Here is an 18,468-nt window from a genome sequence, read left to right on the forward strand (position 1 = left end):
GGCGGTGCCCGTGGTCAGCGTCCCTTGCGTACGTGGCGGGTGATCTCGTCGCCCTCGGACAGGCTGAGCGGCCCGGTGCTCTCCGCCGGTGCGACACCGAGCGCGACGGCCAGCGTACGGCCGTGGATGTCGAGCACGGCCTCGCTGAGGTCGGCGAGGTCGGCCACGGCTGCCCTGGCCCGCAGCCAACCGGTCATCCCCACCGCCAGCGCGATCAGCAGCGCCGGCCACCACACGATCCCCAGCACGACGTACGGCAGCGCCCACGCGGTGGTGACCACCGTGGCGGCGAACTGGCCGTTGGCCGTGCTGAGATCGGCCCGGACGGGATCGGGCAGGACGAGCCACAGGCGCGACCAGCCGAACCGCAGGTCCAACCCGTACCGGTCGAGTGCGACCTGTTCCACCGCCGCGATCCGGTCACCCATCCAGGTCGGTCGCGTCGGCGCGGCCAGGGCGAGCCGGTTGACCCGCGCTGCCGCCTCGTCGACCTCGGCCTGCTGAGCGGGTGTCCGGCTGGCCGCCGGAAACCTGTTCTGCAGTTCCCACCGGTTCGCCACCAGCCGGTGCCAGCGCCTGCCCCGCGCGTCGGCCAGCCGCCCCCGCGCCCGGCGCAGCCCGGGCGGCCACAGCCCCAACAGCCCGGCCCGGACCGGCGCGGCAAGCGCCTGGACCGTCAGACCGACCCCGCTGGAGGCGAGGAGCAGCCCGATCACGGCCAGCGCCTGCGCCGGCCCGGACGCCCTACCCAGCGCGGCTCCGAACCCGGTCGCCCTCGACGCCAGCAGTGGCAGGTCGACGGCGTGCGACCAGCCGAGCTGGATGCCGGCCCAGGCGGTGGCGACGAAGAGCAGCCCGGGTAGCGCGAGCAGACCGACCCAGCGCTCCGCGAGCTGCTTCGCCAGCTCCCCGAAGAAGTTGTTCACCGGTCATCGCCTGCTCATCGGCACACCGGTGAGCAGGCATCGCGGTGCCGGCCCGGCCGGTACGGCCGCGACCACCCGGTCACATGCCTGGTCGGGACAGCCGAACGACTCCTCGTCGGCCCGTCCGGGGCCCGCGCCCGGCAGTCCGGTGCCCAGGTTGCGCGAGGTTCCGGTCGCGCCCGCGCCCAGCAGCTGGGCGACCAGCCCGGCGACCGGCCGGCGCGCCCGGGCCTCGGTCTCGATGCTGGCGAGCAGCAGCCGTTGCTGCTCGGTTCCCGCGGCGAAGTACGCCCGTAACGCCGGCAGGTCGTCACAGAGTCCGGCCAACGTGCGCCGTTCGATCAGTCTGCCCCGCTCGTCGTCCACGGGCGGGAATGTATCGGTTGGCGCGGCGGTGCGCCAAAGCCGGTGCGCGGACCGCCGGGCCATCCCTTGTGGACGGATGCGGTGCCGCCGCTAGCATCACTTCGGTGGCCAGTGATCCCAGCGCCGAGTTCTTCGTGGACGACACGCACCGGATCGCCGTCATGCAGTGGGCGGTCGACGAGTCGGATGCGGTGGGCGGCACGGTACACATCCAGGTCGGGACCGTCGTGGGCGGCGGATGGTACGTCCGGCACCGGGGGTTCGGTCTGCGCGAGTTCGGCGACCGGCATGCGGCCTGGCGGGCCGTCCGTGGGCTGATGGGCCATCATGACGGGCGATGGGAACAGGTCGACGTCGATCCCGCGCCCTTCTCGGCGGTGTGCCGGCCCGACGGTTCACGGGTGCTCTACGCCACCCACGACGACGATTCGCTCTACGCGTGCTGGGGCCGCGGACGCGACCAGATCTGGGACAGGTTCCTCGGCGCGATCAACGAGGGCACCACGCTGCGCCGGACCGAGACGCACGCGCTTCTCGACGGCGCCATCGAGCTGGTCCGGTACCGGGACCCCTACCACGGGCGGGACCGCTACGCGGTGTCGACGGCCGGTGAGGCGGGGGTGGACTGGCTGGTGGTCGACCACGCCGATCGGGAGCTGGCGGACGCCGACTACGAGGAGTCGGTCCGCCGCAACGCGGACGAGGACCTCCGGTACCGGTCCAGCGACGTGCCCGACGCGCCGGTCAGCCGCAAATCCAGGCCGCCGGCAGGGCTTCGCGTCCTGGATTCCGGCGTCATTCTCGCGGCGGACGACCTCGACGAGTACAACGAAATGTACGATCTGCCGTACCGGTCCCGGTGGCCGGTCACCACCGATCCCGCGCCGGTACCGCCCGGCGTGGTGGGCCCGATGACCGCCGCGCCCCGGGACTGGGGGCCGGACGCGACCGAGGTCCGGGAGGTCACCGTCGCGGCGTGGCGGGACGAGGACTGGACGTCGCCCATCAACGCCCTGGCCCTGGCGGTGCTCCCCGACGGCCGGCAACTCCTCGCCGTCGGCCACGACGACGGCGCGACGCTGTGGAACGTCCGCACCGGCAAGCGCGTCGTCGAGGTCTCCGGCCACAGCGAGTGGGTCCTGTCGGTCGGGATGGCCGTGCTCTCCGACGGCACCTCGGTGCTGGCGACCGGAGGCAAGGACGGCCTGGCGCGGGCCTGGTCCACCAGGGACGGGGCGCCCCTGGTGGAGATCGAGGCGCACCGCCGGCCCGTCAACGCGCTCTCCTGGGCGCTCCCGCGGGGACGGGTGCCGCTGCTGGTCACCGGGGGCGACGACGCCACGATCCGGGTCTGGAACGTCGAGAACCGGGCGCTGGTGAAGGAGCTGACGGTGGGGGAGCCGGGCGTGAATCTGGTGTGGTCGGCAGCCAGCGCGGTGCTCGCCGACGGGCACCTGTGCGTGGTGGCGGGAGTGGACCCGCTGGGCGTGGCCCCGGCCCAGGTCTGGGACGCCACCACCGGGCGCCGGTTGCACGAGCTGACGATGGGACACGACGATTGCGACCGGCCGGCGGTCGCGGTGGCGACGCTCGCCGACCGGTCGTTCCGGGTGGCGGCAGCCGCCGGGGCCGAGGTGCGGGTCTGGGACGGGCACACCGGTCGGGAGATACGGACGCTGACCATGCCGGAGCCCGGTGCCGGTGACGTCGCCCTCGCGGTGCTGCCCGACCTGCGGGTGGTCGTCGCCGCCACGGCCGGTCGGCACACCAGGGTCTGGGAGGTCGAGTCGGGAGCACTGCTCGCCGGCCTGGACCACGGCGACACGGGACCCACCCCCGCCGTCGACCTCGCCGTTCTGCCGGACGGCAGTCCGCTGCTGGCGTTCGCCGGCGCGGCCGTCCCGCCCCGCGTCGTCCGGCTGGACGTGCGCTGGTGACGGCGTACGCGGCCTAGGGACGCCCGGATGCTCATCGACGAACTCACCTGGCTGGTGGCCGACCGGGTCACCGACCACCAGCATGGCGGTGGCCCGAAGCCGCTCTTCTCCGCCGGGGCGGAGCGGGATGCGACCGCCCTGTGGCGGCTGCTGCGGACGATCGACCCGGAGACCGCCTCCGCCGAAGTCGAGGCACGGGTCGCCAGGGCGAGCCTCAAGCTGGGCTGGTTCCACTACCACCGCTGGCGGCATGCGCCCGACGGCGGTGGTCACGTCGACCTGGCCCGGTCCCTGCTCTGCGTCGACCAGGTCGCGGACGACGTCCGGGCCGTTCCGGTGGAGCTGCGGCCGATGGTCGGCCGGTTCACCGAGCCCGGCGAGCAGGCGGACGCGGCGGTGGCGTTGCTGGACGCCGCTGCCGCCGATCACGAACCGGCCCTGCTCGACGCGGCCATCCTCCTGATGGAGCCCGCAGCCGCAAGGATGCCGCAGCGGGACCCGCGCCGCGCCGGCCTGCTGGCCCGGCTCTGCCGGGCGCTGCGCCGCCGGCACGAGCGCGACGGCTCCGCGTGTGACCTCGACCAGGCCATCGCCTGGGGCGAACAGGCGACAGCGCTCGCGCGCCGCGACGGCGGCCCGCCCACCGCGCTGGAAGCCGACCTCGCCCGGGCCTACCGGTGCCGGCACCGGTTGCGGGCGGACCCCGCCGACCTGCGTCAGGTCATCGACCTGCTCACCCGGGCAACGACCCGGGACGGCCGCGACGCCGCGCTGTTGTCGGAGCTGAGCGCGGCCCACCGGCAACGCTACGGGCAGGACGACGAGCCGGCGGACCTCGAACAGGCGGTGACCCTGGCGGAACGGGCAGCCGCCCTGCCGGGCGGGCGGGCGAGCACCGGGGTCCTGGTGAACCTCGGCGACGCGCTGGTGTGCCGCTACGAGCGGTCCGGGAACCGGGCGGACCTGTGGCGGGCGGCCGACCTGGCCGAGCAGGTCGTGGCCCGGGTGCCCGACGACGATCCGCTGCGGTCCGTGTACCTGGCGGGCGCCGCCGCGATCCTGCTGAGGCGGCACGAACGCAGCCACGAGCTGCTCGACCTGCGGCGGGCCGTGGAACTCAACGAGGAGGCGCTGGCGCTGTTGGAGGACGAGCATCCCCGCCGGCCCGACGTGCTGCGCTGCCTGGCCGCGGGTCTGCACCAGCGCTACCGCCGGCTCGGCGCGGACGCCGACCTGAGCCGCGCCCTGACCCTCCTCGGGTGGGCCCTCGCCGCGATCCCGGCCGACCGTCCCGACCGGGCGCAGGTCTCGATGGAGATCGTGGCCGTGCGGCTGACCCGGCACCTGCACACCGGGGTGCTCGCCGAGCTGGCCGCAGCGATCGAGCTCGGGGAACAGGTGACCGCCGGTGCGCCGGCCTGCCCTCCGGAATGGGCGTCCGTTCTGGGACAGGCGTACCAGCTACGCAACCGGGTCAGCCACGAGCTGGCCGATCTGGACCGGGCGATCGACCTCGGCGAGCGGTCGCTGGCCGGCACCGGTGCCGACGACGTCGCCCTGGCCGCCCGGCAGGCCCGGGTCGCCGCCGCCTACCTGCGCCGGCACGCCCAGCGGCCGGGCCGAACGGACCTGGACCGGGCGATCGACCTCGGGGAGCGGGCAGTGGCCCTGACCCCGGACGACCACCTCGACCTGCCGGAGCGGCTGTCGGACCTCGCCGCGGCCCGGTTGACCCGCTACCGGTTCGCCAGGTCGCCGGCGGATGTCGAGGCCGCCGTCGCCCTCGCCGAGCGGGCGTTGGCGGTGGCTCCGGGCGGCCACCCGGGCCGGTCCCGGTTGGTGGCCCTGCTCTGCGCCGCCGGACAGGAGCGCGCGGGTGGCGGGGGCCGCGGCCTGGACGGGGCGCGGCTTCGGGAACTGGCGGGGGAGGTACGCGAGGCGGCGTCGGCCACGCCGGTCGACCGGGTGGCGGCCCACCACGCGGTCGGTGTCCTCGCCCAGACCGTCGGCGAGCCGCGGCTCGCCGTGCGGATGCTGGACGCGGCGGCGGCGTTCCTGCCGTCCGTCGCGCCCCGGGAAGCCGGGTGGGCGGACCAGCAGCATCGGCTCGGCGAGCACTTCGGCCTGGTCGGGGCCGGGGTGGCCGCGCACTGCGTGATCGACGACCCCGCCGGGGCGGTGGAGTTCGCCGAGCGCGGCCGGGGGGTCCTGCTGGCCAGTCAGGCGAGCACCCGCGTCGACCTCGACGGCCTCCGTCAGCGCGATCCACGGCTCGCCGCCAGGTTCCAGTGGGTGTGCGAGCGGCTCAACACCCCGGGCTTCCCCGCCGGCGAACGTCAGCGGTGGTGGTCGGCCTACGACGGCCTGCTGGCCGAGATCGCTGCCCTGCCCGGGCTGGACGGCTTCCTGGCCGCGCCCCGGCTGGTCGACCTGCGACCCGCCGTGGCGGGCGGGTACGGCGTCCTGGTCAACGCCAGCCGGCACCGCAGCGACGCCGTCATCGTGCCGGCGGACGCCGATCCGATCCTGGTGGAACTGCCCGACCTGCGGATGGTCGACGTGGTCGCCAGGGTGGACACGCTGCTGGCCGCCGTCTCCGCCGGGCCGAGTCTGGCGGCCACGCTACGCAGGCGTCAGGTGGTGAGCGACGTGCTGAGCTGGCTGTGGGACACCGTGGTCGCCCGGGTGGTGCGGGCCCTGCCGGACCGGCCGACCGGTGGACACCGGGTGTGGTGGTTGCCGACCGGCCTGCTGGGGTTGCTGCCGCTGCACGCCGCCGGACGTCCCGGGCAGCCGGGCGCCCTCGACGCCCTCGTGTCGTCGTACGTGCCGTCCCTACGGACGCTGCGCGAGGCCCGCGACCGGCCGCCCGCCGGAAGCCGTCGCCACCTCACCGTCGCGATGCAGCGGACGCCCGGGCAGGCCGAGCTGCCCGGTGCCCTGGACGAGGCGACGGTGCTGGACGGGCCGACGTTGCTCAACGACGAGGCCACCACCGACCGGGTCCTCGCCGCGCTGACCGAGGCCACCTGGACGCACTTCGCCTGCCACGCTGTCGTCGAGGCGTCCTCCCAGGCCGACAGCGGACTGCTGCTGCACGACGCGACGCTCCGGCTGCCCGACATCGGCGGCCTGCGGTTGCCCCGGGCGGAGCTGGCCTACCTGTCCGCCTGCTCCACCGCGAACCACGGCAGCAGGTACGCCGACGAGGTGCTCCACCTCGCGTCCGCGTTCCATCTCGCCGGTTTCCGGCACGTGGTGGCGAGTCTGTGGCCGCTCGTCGACCAGGTGGCCGTCCAGGCGGCACGCTCGTTCTACCGCAGGTTGCCCGACACCCCGACCGCCGACGCCGCCGCGGACGCGCTGCACCAGGTGACGCTCGAACTGCGCGACGAGCACCCGGACTCCCCGGAACTCTGGGCCCTGCTGGTGCACAGCGGCCCGTAGCGGCTTCCCGATCTCACGGCAGGCGGTGGGGGAGCTGGCCGGGTGCTCGACGGTCCTCCGCCACGAGTGACTGCACCCGGCGGAGGGTTGCCCCTGGTGCCATGATCACTTCCCGCCACCGTTCCAGCGTCCTGGTCAGGTCCCACACCGTGCTCCGCAGCTCCTGTAGTTCGCGCTGGGACGCGGTCGGCTGGTCCCGGACGGTCAGCGCCTCGGTTTCCAGTTCCCCGGCCAGAACATGCCGAGCAGGCCCGCGACGCCGACCACGATCAGGCCGAACTCCCACCAGAGCCTGATCGAGCCGGGCATCGCCACCTCCACCGACTGCGGCCGGATGTCACCCATGGCCAGCAGGAGGCCGCACACGGGCGTGGTGACGAGGACCGCGAACTCGTACACCCGGTTGCTGGTCCGATCCCGGAAACTCCCCATTGCACACTCCCTTCCTGATGTGCGGCCTCGTCGACGCACGGACGGCCGATGATCTTCGAACCTGCCATCGCGACGACGCTGCCGGCGCGGTGCCGGGACATGAAGCCGGGACTGCCTCCGCCGGCCGGTGCGCACGTGCTCGCCGCACCCTCCGGCGCCGCCGCACCGCCCACGTCGCGCGGCCGGCCTGCGGTCCGCACCACATGAAGCAACCATATGCGCAGGTCACGAGCCCATCGGCGGCCCGAGCGGGTAACTGGATCACCGCAGCGCTCAGGGAACCGAGTGTCGGATTGTGGACAGTCACCTGCGCTGTCCGCAGTGTCCACCTTCGCCCGTGTTTCCGCTCACGGGAGGCCGGCGTGGCCGGTTGCCTCGGACCGCCGGCCCGGCGACGTCCGGGGGCGGCCCCACCGGGTCGCGCGCCGTCCCGGTGTGGGGCGCCGCGACCTCGGTCGGTCCGGGGGACTGAGGACATCCGTCGTTGTGGATATAGTGGCGGCCCGGGGATGATCTCCCGACGAGGTCCCCGGCGGACGCGTGTCCCACCCGGGGCGAGGAGGGATGGTAGTCATGGCGACCACCGAGCCGCGGTCTCAGCGCGGCGACGACGGCGAGTTGCCGACCGTGGGCCGCAGGGAGCTGCTGCGGGGCTCGGCGGCGGTGGCGGGTGGTGTGGTGCTCGGCGGTCTGCTCAAGTCGGCGCCCGCGCTGGCGGCGCCGGTGATCTACAACCCGTTCGGCGGCTACCCGATCACCGACGGGTGGCAGGAGCACATCGACCGGGGGTCCGCCGGGGGCATCGACTTCGCGATGCCGGTCGGCACGAACCTACCCGCGTGTGGTGCAGGGACGATCCAGAACATCCCGAACAACGGTACGGGCGGTCACACCGTGACCATCAGCCACTCCGACGGATACCGCAGCCAGTACCTGCACCTGTCCCAGTTCCTGCTGGCGAACGGGACCTCGGTGGCGTCGGGCGCCATCGTCGGCAGGTCCGGCGGCGCGGCCGGTGCCCCGGGCTCGGGCTCCTCGACCGGGCCGCACCTGCACTGGCACATGATCGATCCGGCGGGTCGCCGGATCAACCCGCTGACCTACGTCAACCCGGCCCCGCCGCTCAACCTGTGGGAGGACGACATGAAGTTGATCCAGTCCACCAACCGGGGCATCGCCCTGGTCGGCCCCGGCTACTTCCGCCAGCTACGCAACGACGAGGAGGTGACGGCCGCCGTCGCGCTGGTCGGCAACCCCCTGATCGGCAACGACCGGCAGTTCGACCTGTGGCGCAGCATCGCCTTCGACGGTCAGGTCAAGGCCCCGTCCTGACAGTCGCCCCGGCGCCGCCGCAGGCGGCACCCGTGCCCGCACGCACCGGGCCGGAGCGGCGCGACGCTGCCCGAACCGCTGCGACAGACTGACCGGATGCCCTCGACGATGCTGGTGGTCGGCCCCGAACTGTTCGTCGCCCTGGTCGTGCTGACCGCCGTCGCGGCGATCGTGGCCGCCGTCGGAAAGCTCGGGCACGGTCGGCAGATCGCCGTCGCCGCCGCCCGGGCGGCGGTGCAGTTGGCGGCCGTGTCGCTGCTGATCGCCGCCATCGTGGCGTCGCTGTGGGCCACCGCCGCCTTCGTGGTCCTGATGTGCGCGGTGGCGGCGGGCACCTCCGCGCGGCGCGTCGGCGGTGGGGCGCGCGGCTGGTGGGCCGGTGTGCCCATCGTCGTGGGAAGCCTGTCCGTCGTCGCGGGGCTGCTGCTGGCCGGCCTGGTCCCGCTGCGCGGGATCGCGGTCATCCCGGTCGCCGGAATCCTGATCGGCGGCGCGATGACCGCCACCTCACTGGCCGGCCGACGTGCCCTCGACGAGCTCACCGGCCGGCGCGGCGAGGTCGAGGCGGCCCTGGCCCTCGGCCTGCCGCCCCGCGACGCGGTGCTGCTGGTCTGTCGCCCCGCCGCCGGCCAGGCGTTGATTCCGGCGCTGGACCAGACCCGCACGGTCGGCCTCGTGACCCTGCCCGGCGCCTTCGTCGGCGTGCTGCTCGGCGGGGCCAGCCCACTCGCGGCCGGGATCACGCAGTTGTTCGTCCTGGTCGGTCTGCTGGCGGTGGAGGCCGTCGCCGTCGTCCTCACCGTCGAACTGGTGGCCCGAGGCTGCCTGCGGCCGGCCACGGCGTGAGCGGCCGGCCCGCCGCCGCACGTACGCCGTCGGGCAATCTGAACAGTGTTGGGGTGATTGTCCAGCCAAGTGGTCAGACCACTGGGTTGCGTGGCGTGCCGTGCGGGTGCCGGCGGTGCGCCGTTCGGTGGATCGGAGGTCGGGTGGACGGCGGGTGGGCTGATCGGCGCGGGCTGCCGTGACCGCCCAGGAGTTGTCCTGACCTGCGGGAATGTTGACTGGTTCCGGTAACGGTCAGGTCACGAGGTATTCCGGAGGTTGTTGTCGCTCGGCTAATCTCCCGAGGCATGAGGTCAGACCTCATGCCTCATACCTCTAACCCGACGAGGTGAGTTGACGAGTGCAGGAACCCGCCCCCCGCTACGCCGGATACCAGTCCTTCGACTACTTGACGCCGCACGCTGACTACAAGGTCTTCGAACTCGCGCCGCAGCTCGGCCGGGTGCCCGAGCACGACCTCGGCCTGAGCGACGACCAGCGCCGCCGGGTGGCCCGGCTGCTCAGCGAGCACCTGGCCATCTCGCTGCACGAGCACCCGAAGATCCTGCCGGCCGACGTGTCGCAGCTACGTGACTACAACCGCACCGGCCGCAACTCGTTCGGCTTCGAGGGCCTGGCCCGGTCGGGCATGACGGCGGTCTTCGACAACTTCATGAACGGCACCGGCTGCGTGACCAGCGAGCACGCCTGGAAGTGGGACGACGTCATCTACGACATCGGCCTGCGCTTCGCCGATGTCGCCAAGCAGGACCACGTGGTCGTGGCGACCACGCTGGAACAGATCTTCGAGGCCAAGCGCAACGGCCAGATCGCCCTGGTGGCGGGCCTGGAAGCGGCCACGATGATCGAGAACGAGCTGGACCGGATCGACATCCTCTACGGCTTCGGCGTGCGCCAGATGGGCATCGCGTACAGCCAGGCCAACATGCTCGGATCCGGGCTCTCCGAGGACCGCGACGGCGGGCTGACCCACTTCGGCCGGCGCGCGGTGGACCGGATGAACAAGCTCGGCATCGCCATCGACGTCTCGCACTCCGGCGACCAGACCTCGCTGGACGTGATCGAGGCCAGCCGGGTGCCGGTGTTCATCACCCACGCCGGCGCCCGCGCGATCTGGAACACCCCTCGGATGAAGCCGGACGAGGTGATCCGGGCCTGCGCCGAGCGCGGTGGCGTGATCGGCATCGAGGCCGCTCCGCACACCACCCTGTCGGCCGAGCACCCGCACCACTCGATCGAGTCGGTGATGGACCACTTCACGTACTGCGTGGAACTGGTCGGCATCGAGCACGTGGCGTTCGGCCCGGACACCAACTTCGGTGACCACGTCGGGCTGCACGACAGCTTCACCCAGCACCTGGCGATCGGGAAGGCCCACGGGGTGGTGGACCACCCCCGGGTCCCGTACGTGAGCGGCATGGAGAACCCGGCGGAGTGCTTCAGCAACATCGCCGGGTGGCTGGTCACGCACGGTTACTCCGACGACGAGATCGCCAAGGTCATCGGCGGCAACATCATCCGGGTTCTTCAGGAGGTTTGGTGAAAAAGACAGTCAAGGGGCGGTGGCGGCTCGCCGTCGCGCTCGGCGTGGTGGCCGCGCTGGGTGTCTCCGGCTGCGGCCTGAACGAGGACAACGCGTCCTCGAACACCTCGACGGACGGTTCGGTGCTGCGGATCGGCACCACCACCGACGTGAGCAACTTCAATCCGCTGCAGTCGCTGAGCAAGACCGACTCGTGGATTCTCAACGCGATGTACCCGCACCTGCTGCGGATCGACGAGAACGCGAAGAAGGCGCCGGAGCTGGCCAAGGAGTACCGCTACGAGGACGACGGCAAGACCGCCGTCTTCGTGCTGCGGGACGACTTCAAGTGGACCGACGGCAAGCCGGTGGTCGCGGACGACGTCAAGTTCAGCGCCGAGATGATCATGAAGTACAAGCTCGGCAACGTCGCCGCGAAGCTGACCTGGGTCGAGTCGATCGAGGCGCCGGACGCGACCACGGTCAAGTTCAAGCTCTCCCAGCCGTACGCGCCGTTCGCCGAGGGCGTCGGGTTCTGGATGTCGATCGTGCCGAAGCACGTCTTCGAGCCGGCCGGCGACCTGTCCAAGTTCCCCAACGACTCGAACTGGGTCGGGGCCGGGCCGTTCGTGCTGGACAGCATGACCAAGGGCCAGCGCTACGTCATGAAGCGCAACGAGAGCTACCCGCTCGCCCCGGGCGGCAAGGCGGCGGTCAGCAAGGTCGAGTACCGGGTCTACCCGGACGTGAACACGATGATGCTGGCGCTGCGCAACGGCGACATCGACCTGATGGGCACCCCGGTCCCGGTGTCGGCGGCGAAGACCTTCGAGGGTGACTCGAAGATCAAGATGGCGAAGGTCGGCGCGCTGGGCTTCGCCCACCTCACCTACAACATGAAGAACAAGCACCTGGCCGACCAGGAGGTCCGGCAGGCGCTGTCGATGTCGGTCGACACCAAGTCGATCATCTCGGCGGTGCTCCAGGGCGACGCCCAGGAGATGGCCGGGCCGATCTCGCCGATCTTCTCGGACTACGACAACACCGAGGTCAAGCCGTACGCGTTCGACCCCGCCGGGGCGAAGGCCAAGCTGACCGCGGCGGGCTACAAGGACGCCAACAACGACGGCTTCTTCGACGAGCTGGCCTTCGGCGTGGCGTGCGACCAGTCCAACGCGAACATGACCCGCGTGGTGCAGCTCTTCCGCGAGAGCGCGGCCAAGGCCGGCATCAAGCTGGAGAACGAGTGCGTCGAGCGGAACACGTTCCTGGCCCGCACCAAGAGCGGCGAGTACGACATCGACGCCTCGCAGTGGGGTGTGTTCGACAACCCGATGGACCAGCTGCGCAGCACCTACCTGTCCAGCAACCCGGGTGGCATCAACTACAACCTGCTCGAGTCGACCGAGATCGACAAGCTGATCAACGAGGCGGCCGGCACCACCGACCCCGAGGTGTTCAAGGCGAAGATCAAGAACCTCGACAAGGTCGTGCACGACCAGGCGTACCTGACCCCGCTGTACGTGGAGAACTTCCGGTTCGCCTACAACGGCAGCAAGTTCACCGGCTTCGCCCCGTCGCCGTCGGACCTGCTCGGCATGGTCACCGCGTACTCGCTGGCCCAGGTCACCCCGGTCAAGTAACCGGAACCAAGAAGGAAAGGAGGGGTCCCCCGTGGCACGTTTCGTGCTCAGTCGGGCACTGAAAGCCGTCCTGACCGTGTGGATTGCGATCACTTCGACGTTCTTCCTGCTCCGGCTGCTGCCGGGGGACCCCACGTCCCTGATGGTCGAGGGGGACATGACGCCGGAGATGCAGGCGGCGCTGCTCAAGACGTACGGCCTGGACCGTCCGCTGTGGGAGCAGTACGTGTCGTACCTGCGTGAGCTGCTCCAGGGCAACCTGGGCATCTCGTTCCGGCAGATCCAACCGGTCGCCGACATCATCGTCGACCGGCTGCCCTGGACGCTGCTGCTCGCCGGCAGCGCGTTCGTCATCACCATCGCCGTCGGCATCCCGATCGGCGTCTCCGCCGCCGTGCACCGGGGCAGGTGGTTGGACCGTACGCTCCAGGCGCTCGGCATCGGCGGGCACGCGCTCTTCGTGCCCAGCGTCGCCATGCTGCTGCTGGTCTTCCTCGGCGCCCGGCTCGGCTGGTTCCCGATCGGCGGGGCGATCGACCCGGACACCCGGGGTGCGGCGGCCTACCTGAGCCTGGCGCACCACCTGGTGCTACCGGTGCTGTCGCTGGTGCTGGTGCAGCTCGGCCCGTACGCGTTGACCCTGCGCACCAACATGATCGAGGTCCTCGGCGAGGACTACATCCGGGCCGCCCAGGCCCGGGGCCTGTCGGCCCGGCGTCGGGTCTGGAAGCACGGCCTGCGCAACGCGATCCTGCCGGCGCTGACCCTGATGGGCCTGCAACTGGGCACCCTGGTCGGCGGCGCGGTGCTCACCGAGACGGTCTTCGCCTATCCCGGAGTCGGCCGGCTGATCTTCGAGGCGGTCGGGCAGCAGGACTATCCGGTGCTCCAGGGGGCGTTCATCATGCTCGCCGTCACCGTGGTGGCCGCGAACGCGCTGACCGACATGCTCTACGCCGTCCTCAACCCAAGGATTCGACTGTGAGCGCGAGGAGTGCAGCGCAGCGGAGCCCCGCAGTCGCGAACGGAGTTGGCCCGGTGAGCGCGAGGAGTGCAGCGCAGCGGAGCCCCGCAGTCGCGAACGAATGTGGCCCGGTGAGCGCGAGGAGTGCAGCGCAGCGGAGCCCCGAAGCCGCCACCTGTGAAGGGAGGATGCCGTGAGCGCCCCCGTGCTGACCGAGCAGACGGTGCCACCGGTCGCCCCGGCCGCCGTCAGGCGGTCCTGGTACAGCTACCTGCGCCAGCCCTCCGCGGCGCTGTCGGTGCTGGTTCTGCTCGTGATGGTGGTGATGGCGGTCTTCGCGCCGCTGATCGCCGACGAGCCGGTCGGTGCCGGCGCGGACGTGCTGCAATCGCCGTCCGGCGCGCACTGGTTCGGCACCGACGACCTCGGGCAGGACATCTTCGCCCAGGTGGTCTGGGGCACCCGGACCAGCCTGGTGATCGGCCTGGCCGCCTCGGTGATCGCGATCGTGCTGGGTACCGCGATCGGGCTGGCCTCGGCCTACTTCCGCCCGATCGACGCGGTCGCCACGGTGATCACCGACGTGATGCTGGCGCTGCCCACCCTGCCGTTGATGATCATGCTGGCCGCGGTGGTCAACCCCAGCGTCTGGACGCTCACCATGATCATCGGATTCTTCGCCTGGCCCGAGGTGGCCCGGCTGATCCGGTCGCAGGGCCTGGTGGTCAGCGCGATGCCCTACATCGACGGGGCCCGGGTGCTCGGCGCCACCGGCTGGCGGATCGTCACCCGGGAGATCCTGCCCGCGGTCGTCTCGCTGGTGATCGTCAGCGTACTGCTCACCGCCTCCCGGGCGGTGATCTCCGAGGCCGGCCTGAGCTTCCTCGGCCTCGGTGACCCGGACGCCTGGTCCTGGGGGCGGATCCTGCTCAACGCCCAGCGCAGCGGCGTGATCGCCATCGCCTGGTGGCAGACGCTCTTCCCGTCCCTGGCGATCCTGCTGCTGGTGCTCTCGGCGACCGTCGCCGGCATGCGGTTCAACGACACCCGCGACCCCCGCCGTAACGGAGGCTGACCATGCGACTGCCCGACAGCTTCTACACCAGCGTCCGGACCCGGCTCGCCGAGGCGCTCGACGAGCGTGGCCTGGACGGCTTCCTGGCCAGCTCGCCGGCCGACGTCGCCTTCCTCAGCGGCTTCTTCTACATCGCCACCGAACGCCCCGTCTACCTCTGGATGCCGCGGGCGGGGGATCCGCTGCTGGTCATCCCCCGGCTCGACGAGGAGTACGCCGCCCAGCAGGGCGTCCAGGTGGCCACGGCCAGCTACTTCGAGTACCCGGGCGTGGTCACCGCCGAGCAGACCCTCGCCGCGGCGCTGTCCCGCCCCGGCGGCCCGATCCGCCGGATCGGGGTGAGCGCCGGCATCTCGGTCGGCGCGTTCCGGGCACTGTCCCTGGCCATCGCCGGGGTCAACCTGGAGACCACCGACGCGGTGTCCCGGCTGCGGCTGCGCAAGTTCCCCGAGGAGATCCCGTTCCACGAGGCCGCCGCGCGGATCTGCGACGAGATGCTCGGCGCCGGCCGGGCGCTGATCGAGGAGGCGCTGGCCGGCGGGGGACCGCTGCCCCGCGAGGACGAGATCGCCCGGCACGTGATCGGGTACGGCACCGACCGGATGTACGCCGACTACGAGCTGGTCGTCTACACCACCAAGCTGGCCGGCGGGCTGCTCTACGCCGGCCCGAACTCCGCCCTGCCGCACGGCCTGCCGACCCGTCGGCGGATCCAGCCGGGGGACACCCTCATCCTCTCCCTCGGCGCGGCGGTGGCCAGCCGGTTCGTGGAGAGCGAGCGCACCTTCGTCATCGGTGAACCCACCGCCGAGCAGGTGCGCTACTACGAGGCCGACCGACAGGCGCAGGAGGTCGGCACCGAGGCGATGATCGCCGGTCGGACCTGCGCCGAGGTCAACCGGATCTGCCTGGACGTGCTGCGCGGGCACGGGCTGGGGGACTACATCCGGCACCGGCAGGGGCACGGCATCGGGTTGCAGAACCACGAGGCGCCGTGGGTCGAGGACGGCGACGACACCGTGCTCGCCCCCGGCATGCTGCTCTCCAGCGAGCCGGGCGTCTACGTCCCCGGCCACGCCGGCTACCGCATCTCCGACACGGTCCTGGTAGGGGAGGACGGCCCGCGCCGGCTCACCAGCTACCCGCGCGACCTGGCATCCAACGTCATCGAGGGGGTCCGATGAAGATCAACGGAGCGGAACTGGTCGTCGAGGCGTTCGGCCCGACCGACGCACCGGCGATGATCGTGCACCACGGTGCGCCCGGCCTGGGCTCGCGCAACGAGCCGAAGCGCTCGTTCGGCCCGTTCGCCGACCGGATGCGGGTCATCGTCTTCGACGCCCGCGGGTCCGGCGAGTCCAGCGACGACGAGCCGTTCACCCACGAGCAGTGGGTGGCCGACGTGGACGCCATCCGGGAGCACTTCGGCTACGAGAAGATCGTCATGGCCGGCGGCTCGTACGGCGGGTTCATCGCCCTGGAGTACGCCGTCGCCCACCCCGACCGGGTCTCCGCGCTGGTGCTGCGGGACACCGCCGCGGACACCGCCCATGACCACCTCGCGGTCGAGCGGGCCCGCAACACCGACCGCTCGGTGATCCCGGAGTGGGTCATCGAGCGGATCGGCACCGGCCGGTTCGAGAGCAACGAGCAGTTGCGGGAGTACTGGCGGGCCATCCTGCCGCTGTACGACCACCAGCACGACCCGGCCAAGGACGAGGCGAAGCTGGCCGCCACCCGGTTCCACTACCGGACCCACAACGCGGCCTTCGGGCAGAACATGCCCCGCTACGACCTCAAGCCGAAGCTGCCGTCGATCACCTGCCCGACACTGGTCACCGTGGGCCGGCACGACTGGCGTACCCCGGTGGCGGCCTCACAGGTCATCGCGGACCTGGTCCCCGGCGGCCGGCTGGTGGTCTTCGAGAAGTCCGGGCACTCGCCGCAGTTGGAGGAGCCCGAACTGTTCCAGCAGGTGGTGCGCGACTTCCTCGCCGAGGCCGGAGTGCTGCGATGACCCTGTTGGAGATCGACGACCTGCGGGTCGCGTTCCCCGGCCCGAGCGGGCCGGTCAACGCGGTGAACGGGGTGTCGCTCAAGGTCGACCCCGGGCAGACCCTGGCGATCCTCGGCGAGTCCGGCTCCGGCAAGAGCGTCACCGCGCAGGCGGTGATGGGCATCCTCGACACGCCACCGGCCCGGATCAGCGGCGCGGTCCGGCTGCACGGCCGGGAGCTGCTCACCCTGCCGCGCAAACAGCGGGACCGGATCAGCGGCGAGGAGATCGGCATGGTCTTCCAGGACGCGATGGCCGCGCTCAACCCGGTCTTCACCGTCGGGCACCAGATCATGGAGGTGCTGCGGGTGCGCCGCGGCATGTCCAGGGCCGACGCCCGCCGCCGGGCCGTCGAACTGGTCGACCGGGTCCGGATCCCGGCCGCCAAGGACCGGATCCGGGACTACCCGCACCAGTTCTCCGGCGGGATGCGGCAGCGCATCATGATCGCGCTGGCCATCTGCCTGGAACCGGACCTGCTGATCGCCGACGAGCCCACCACCGCCCTGGACGTGACCGTGCAGGCCCAGGTGATGGAGCTGCTCGCGGAGATCCAGCGGGACAGCGGGATGGGCCTGCTGCTGATCACCCACGACCTCGGGGTGGTGGCCGAGGTCGCCGACGACGTGGCGGTGATGTACGCCGGCCGGATCGTCGAGCGGGGCACGGTCGAGCAGATCTTCGACGGCCCGGCCCATCCGTACACCGAGGGGCTGCTCGCCTCGATGCCCCGGGTGGACCGGCGCGACGACGTGCTCTACGCGATCCCGGGCGCCCCGCCCAACCCGGCCCGGCTGCCCGCCGGCTGCCCGTTCCACCTGCGCTGTCCCCGGGCCACCGACGAGTGTCGGACGGTCCTGCCGCCGCTGGAGGTGCTCCCCGCCAACCGGGCCAGCGCCTGCCACCACCACGAGGAGGTGCTCGGTGCCACCCGGCGATGACGTGGTGCTGCGGGTCGAGAACCTGGTCAAGCACTTCCCGCTCAAGGGGCGGATACCGTTCACCTCCGGCGGCGTGGTCAAGGCCGTCGACGGGGTCTCCTTCGACCTGCGCCGGGGCGAGACGCTCGGCGTGGTGGGCGAGTCCGGCTGCGGCAAGAGCACCCTGGCCCGGATGCTGGTCGGGCTGGAACAGCCCACCTCCGGCGCGGTGCGCTTCGGCGAGTCGGTGGTGCACACGGCCAAGGGTCGGGAACTGCGCGCGCTGCGCCGGCGAATCCAGATCGTGCTCCAGGACCCGTACACGTCGCTGAACCCGCGGCGCACCATCCGGGAGATCCTGCTCCAGCCCTTCGAGATCCACCCCGACGTGCTGGACCGGCGGCGCCGGATCGACCGGATCAGGGACCTGCTCGACCTGGTCGGCCTCGATCCCGACCTGCACCTGGACCGCTACCCGCACCAGTTCTCCGGCGGGCAGCGCCAGCGCATCGGCATCGCCCGGGCGCTCGCTTTGCAACCCGACGTGATCGTCTGCGACGAGCCGGTCTCCGCGCTGGACGTGTCGGTCCAGGCCCAGGTGGTCAACCTGCTGGAACGGCTCCAGGAGGAGTTGGGCGTGGCGTACGTCTTCATCGCCCACGACCTGTCCGTGGTGCGGCACATCTCCGACCGGGTGGCGGTGATGTACCTCGGCAAGCTGGTGGAGACCGGCCCCGAGGCGAGCCTGTACGACACGCCCCGGCACCCGTACACCAGCGCGTTGCTCTCGGCCGTGCCGGTGCCCGAGCCCGCCGGACGCGGGCAACGGCAGCGGATCCTGCTGGCCGGTGACCCGCCCAGCCCGGTCGACCCGCCCTCTGGTTGCCGGTTCCGGACCCGTTGCTGGCAGGCGACCGAGACCTGCGCCACCACCGAACCGCCGCTGGCCGCCGGAGTCCACCCGGTTGCCTGCCACTTCCCGCTGGCCGCGTGAACGACCGG

General features: G+C 72.0%; 15 protein-coding genes. 12 read left to right on the forward strand and 3 right to left on the reverse strand.

Translation table 11 applies throughout. The annotated features are described in order from the left end of the window. Positions 1-14: 14 nt before the first annotated feature. Entirely contained in the window at positions 15-926 is a 912-nt protein-coding gene (locus OOK41_RS16025) for a hypothetical protein (protein ID WP_266265733.1), read from the reverse strand. A gap of 3 nt (positions 927-929) precedes the next feature. Further along, on the reverse strand, positions 930-1,292 hold the full coding sequence (locus tag OOK41_RS16030) for a hypothetical protein (protein ID WP_266265735.1): 363 nt from the start codon (positions 1,290-1,292) through the stop codon (positions 930-932). A 104-nt stretch (positions 1,293-1,396) separates the two neighbouring features. Here OOK41_RS16030 and OOK41_RS16035 point away from each other — a divergent pair, with 104 nt between their 5' ends. Both OOK41_RS16035 and OOK41_RS16040 read left to right on the forward strand, forming a co-directional pair. After that, a complete protein-coding gene (locus OOK41_RS16035) occupies positions 1,397-3,229 on the forward strand; it encodes a WD40 repeat domain-containing protein (RefSeq protein ID WP_266265737.1) in 1,833 nt (610 codons plus the stop codon). A gap of 27 nt (positions 3,230-3,256) precedes the next feature. Next, positions 3,257-6,676 carry a CHAT domain-containing protein gene (locus OOK41_RS16040; RefSeq protein WP_266265738.1) on the forward strand — a complete coding sequence of 1,140 codons (3,420 nt, stop codon included), beginning with the start codon at positions 3,257-3,259 and terminating at the stop codon, positions 6,674-6,676. A gap of 204 nt (positions 6,677-6,880) precedes the next feature. Here OOK41_RS16040 and OOK41_RS16045 read toward each other — a convergent pair whose 3' ends face one another. Next, entirely contained in the window at positions 6,881-7,108 is a 228-nt protein-coding gene (locus OOK41_RS16045) for a hypothetical protein (RefSeq protein WP_117669848.1), read from the reverse strand. Positions 7,109-7,681: 573 nt separating this feature from the next. Between OOK41_RS16045 and OOK41_RS16050 the strand changes: the two genes are divergently transcribed. The 10 genes from OOK41_RS16050 to OOK41_RS16095 all read left to right on the forward strand — a co-directional run bounded on the left by OOK41_RS16050 (position 7,682) and on the right by OOK41_RS16095 (position 18,460). Continuing rightward, entirely contained in the window at positions 7,682-8,440 is a 759-nt protein-coding gene (locus OOK41_RS16050; RefSeq protein WP_117669847.1) for a M23 family metallopeptidase, read from the forward strand. A gap of 96 nt (positions 8,441-8,536) precedes the next feature. After that, positions 8,537-9,286 (forward strand): ABC transporter permease, encoded by a 750-nt coding sequence (locus OOK41_RS16055; protein WP_266265740.1) that lies wholly within the window; start codon positions 8,537-8,539, stop codon positions 9,284-9,286. Between the two features lie 340 nt (positions 9,287-9,626). Further along, positions 9,627-10,829, forward strand: a complete 1,203-nt coding sequence (locus OOK41_RS16060; RefSeq protein WP_266265741.1) for a dipeptidase — start codon at positions 9,627-9,629, stop codon at positions 10,827-10,829. Next, entirely contained in the window at positions 10,826-12,451 is a 1,626-nt protein-coding gene (locus OOK41_RS16065) for an ABC transporter substrate-binding protein (protein WP_266265742.1), read from the forward strand. Before OOK41_RS16060 ends, OOK41_RS16065 begins: the two co-directional genes overlap by 4 nt. Positions 12,452-12,482: 31 nt before the next feature. Beyond that, positions 12,483-13,436 (forward strand): ABC transporter permease, encoded by a 954-nt coding sequence (locus tag OOK41_RS16070; protein WP_117669843.1) that lies wholly within the window; start codon positions 12,483-12,485, stop codon positions 13,434-13,436. Between the two features lie 172 nt (positions 13,437-13,608). Continuing rightward, the gene (locus tag OOK41_RS16075) at positions 13,609-14,490 is read left to right on the forward strand and encodes an ABC transporter permease (protein WP_243639873.1); all 882 of its coding nucleotides are present in this window, start codon (positions 13,609-13,611) and stop codon (positions 14,488-14,490) included. A 2-nt stretch (positions 14,491-14,492) separates the two neighbouring features. Further along, positions 14,493-15,674: a Xaa-Pro peptidase family protein gene (locus OOK41_RS16080; protein ID WP_266265744.1), complete on the forward strand. Its 1,182-nt coding sequence runs from the start codon at positions 14,493-14,495 to the stop codon at positions 15,672-15,674. Next, a complete protein-coding gene (locus tag OOK41_RS16085; RefSeq protein WP_266265745.1) occupies positions 15,671-16,507 on the forward strand; it encodes an alpha/beta fold hydrolase in 837 nt (278 codons plus the stop codon). Before OOK41_RS16080 ends, OOK41_RS16085 begins: the two co-directional genes overlap by 4 nt. Next, positions 16,504-17,487 (forward strand): ABC transporter ATP-binding protein, encoded by a 984-nt coding sequence (locus OOK41_RS16090; protein ID WP_117669840.1) that lies wholly within the window; start codon positions 16,504-16,506, stop codon positions 17,485-17,487. Before OOK41_RS16085 ends, OOK41_RS16090 begins: the two co-directional genes overlap by 4 nt. Further along, positions 17,471-18,460 (forward strand): ABC transporter ATP-binding protein, encoded by a 990-nt coding sequence (locus OOK41_RS16095; protein WP_243639871.1) that lies wholly within the window; start codon positions 17,471-17,473, stop codon positions 18,458-18,460. Before OOK41_RS16090 ends, OOK41_RS16095 begins: the two co-directional genes overlap by 17 nt. Positions 18,461-18,468 lie beyond the last annotated feature (8 nt).

The sequence above is a fragment of the Micromonospora sp. NBC_01655 genome (genome assembly GCF_026339755.1).
Taxonomy (GTDB): Bacteria; Actinomycetota; Actinomycetes; order Mycobacteriales; family Micromonosporaceae; genus Micromonospora.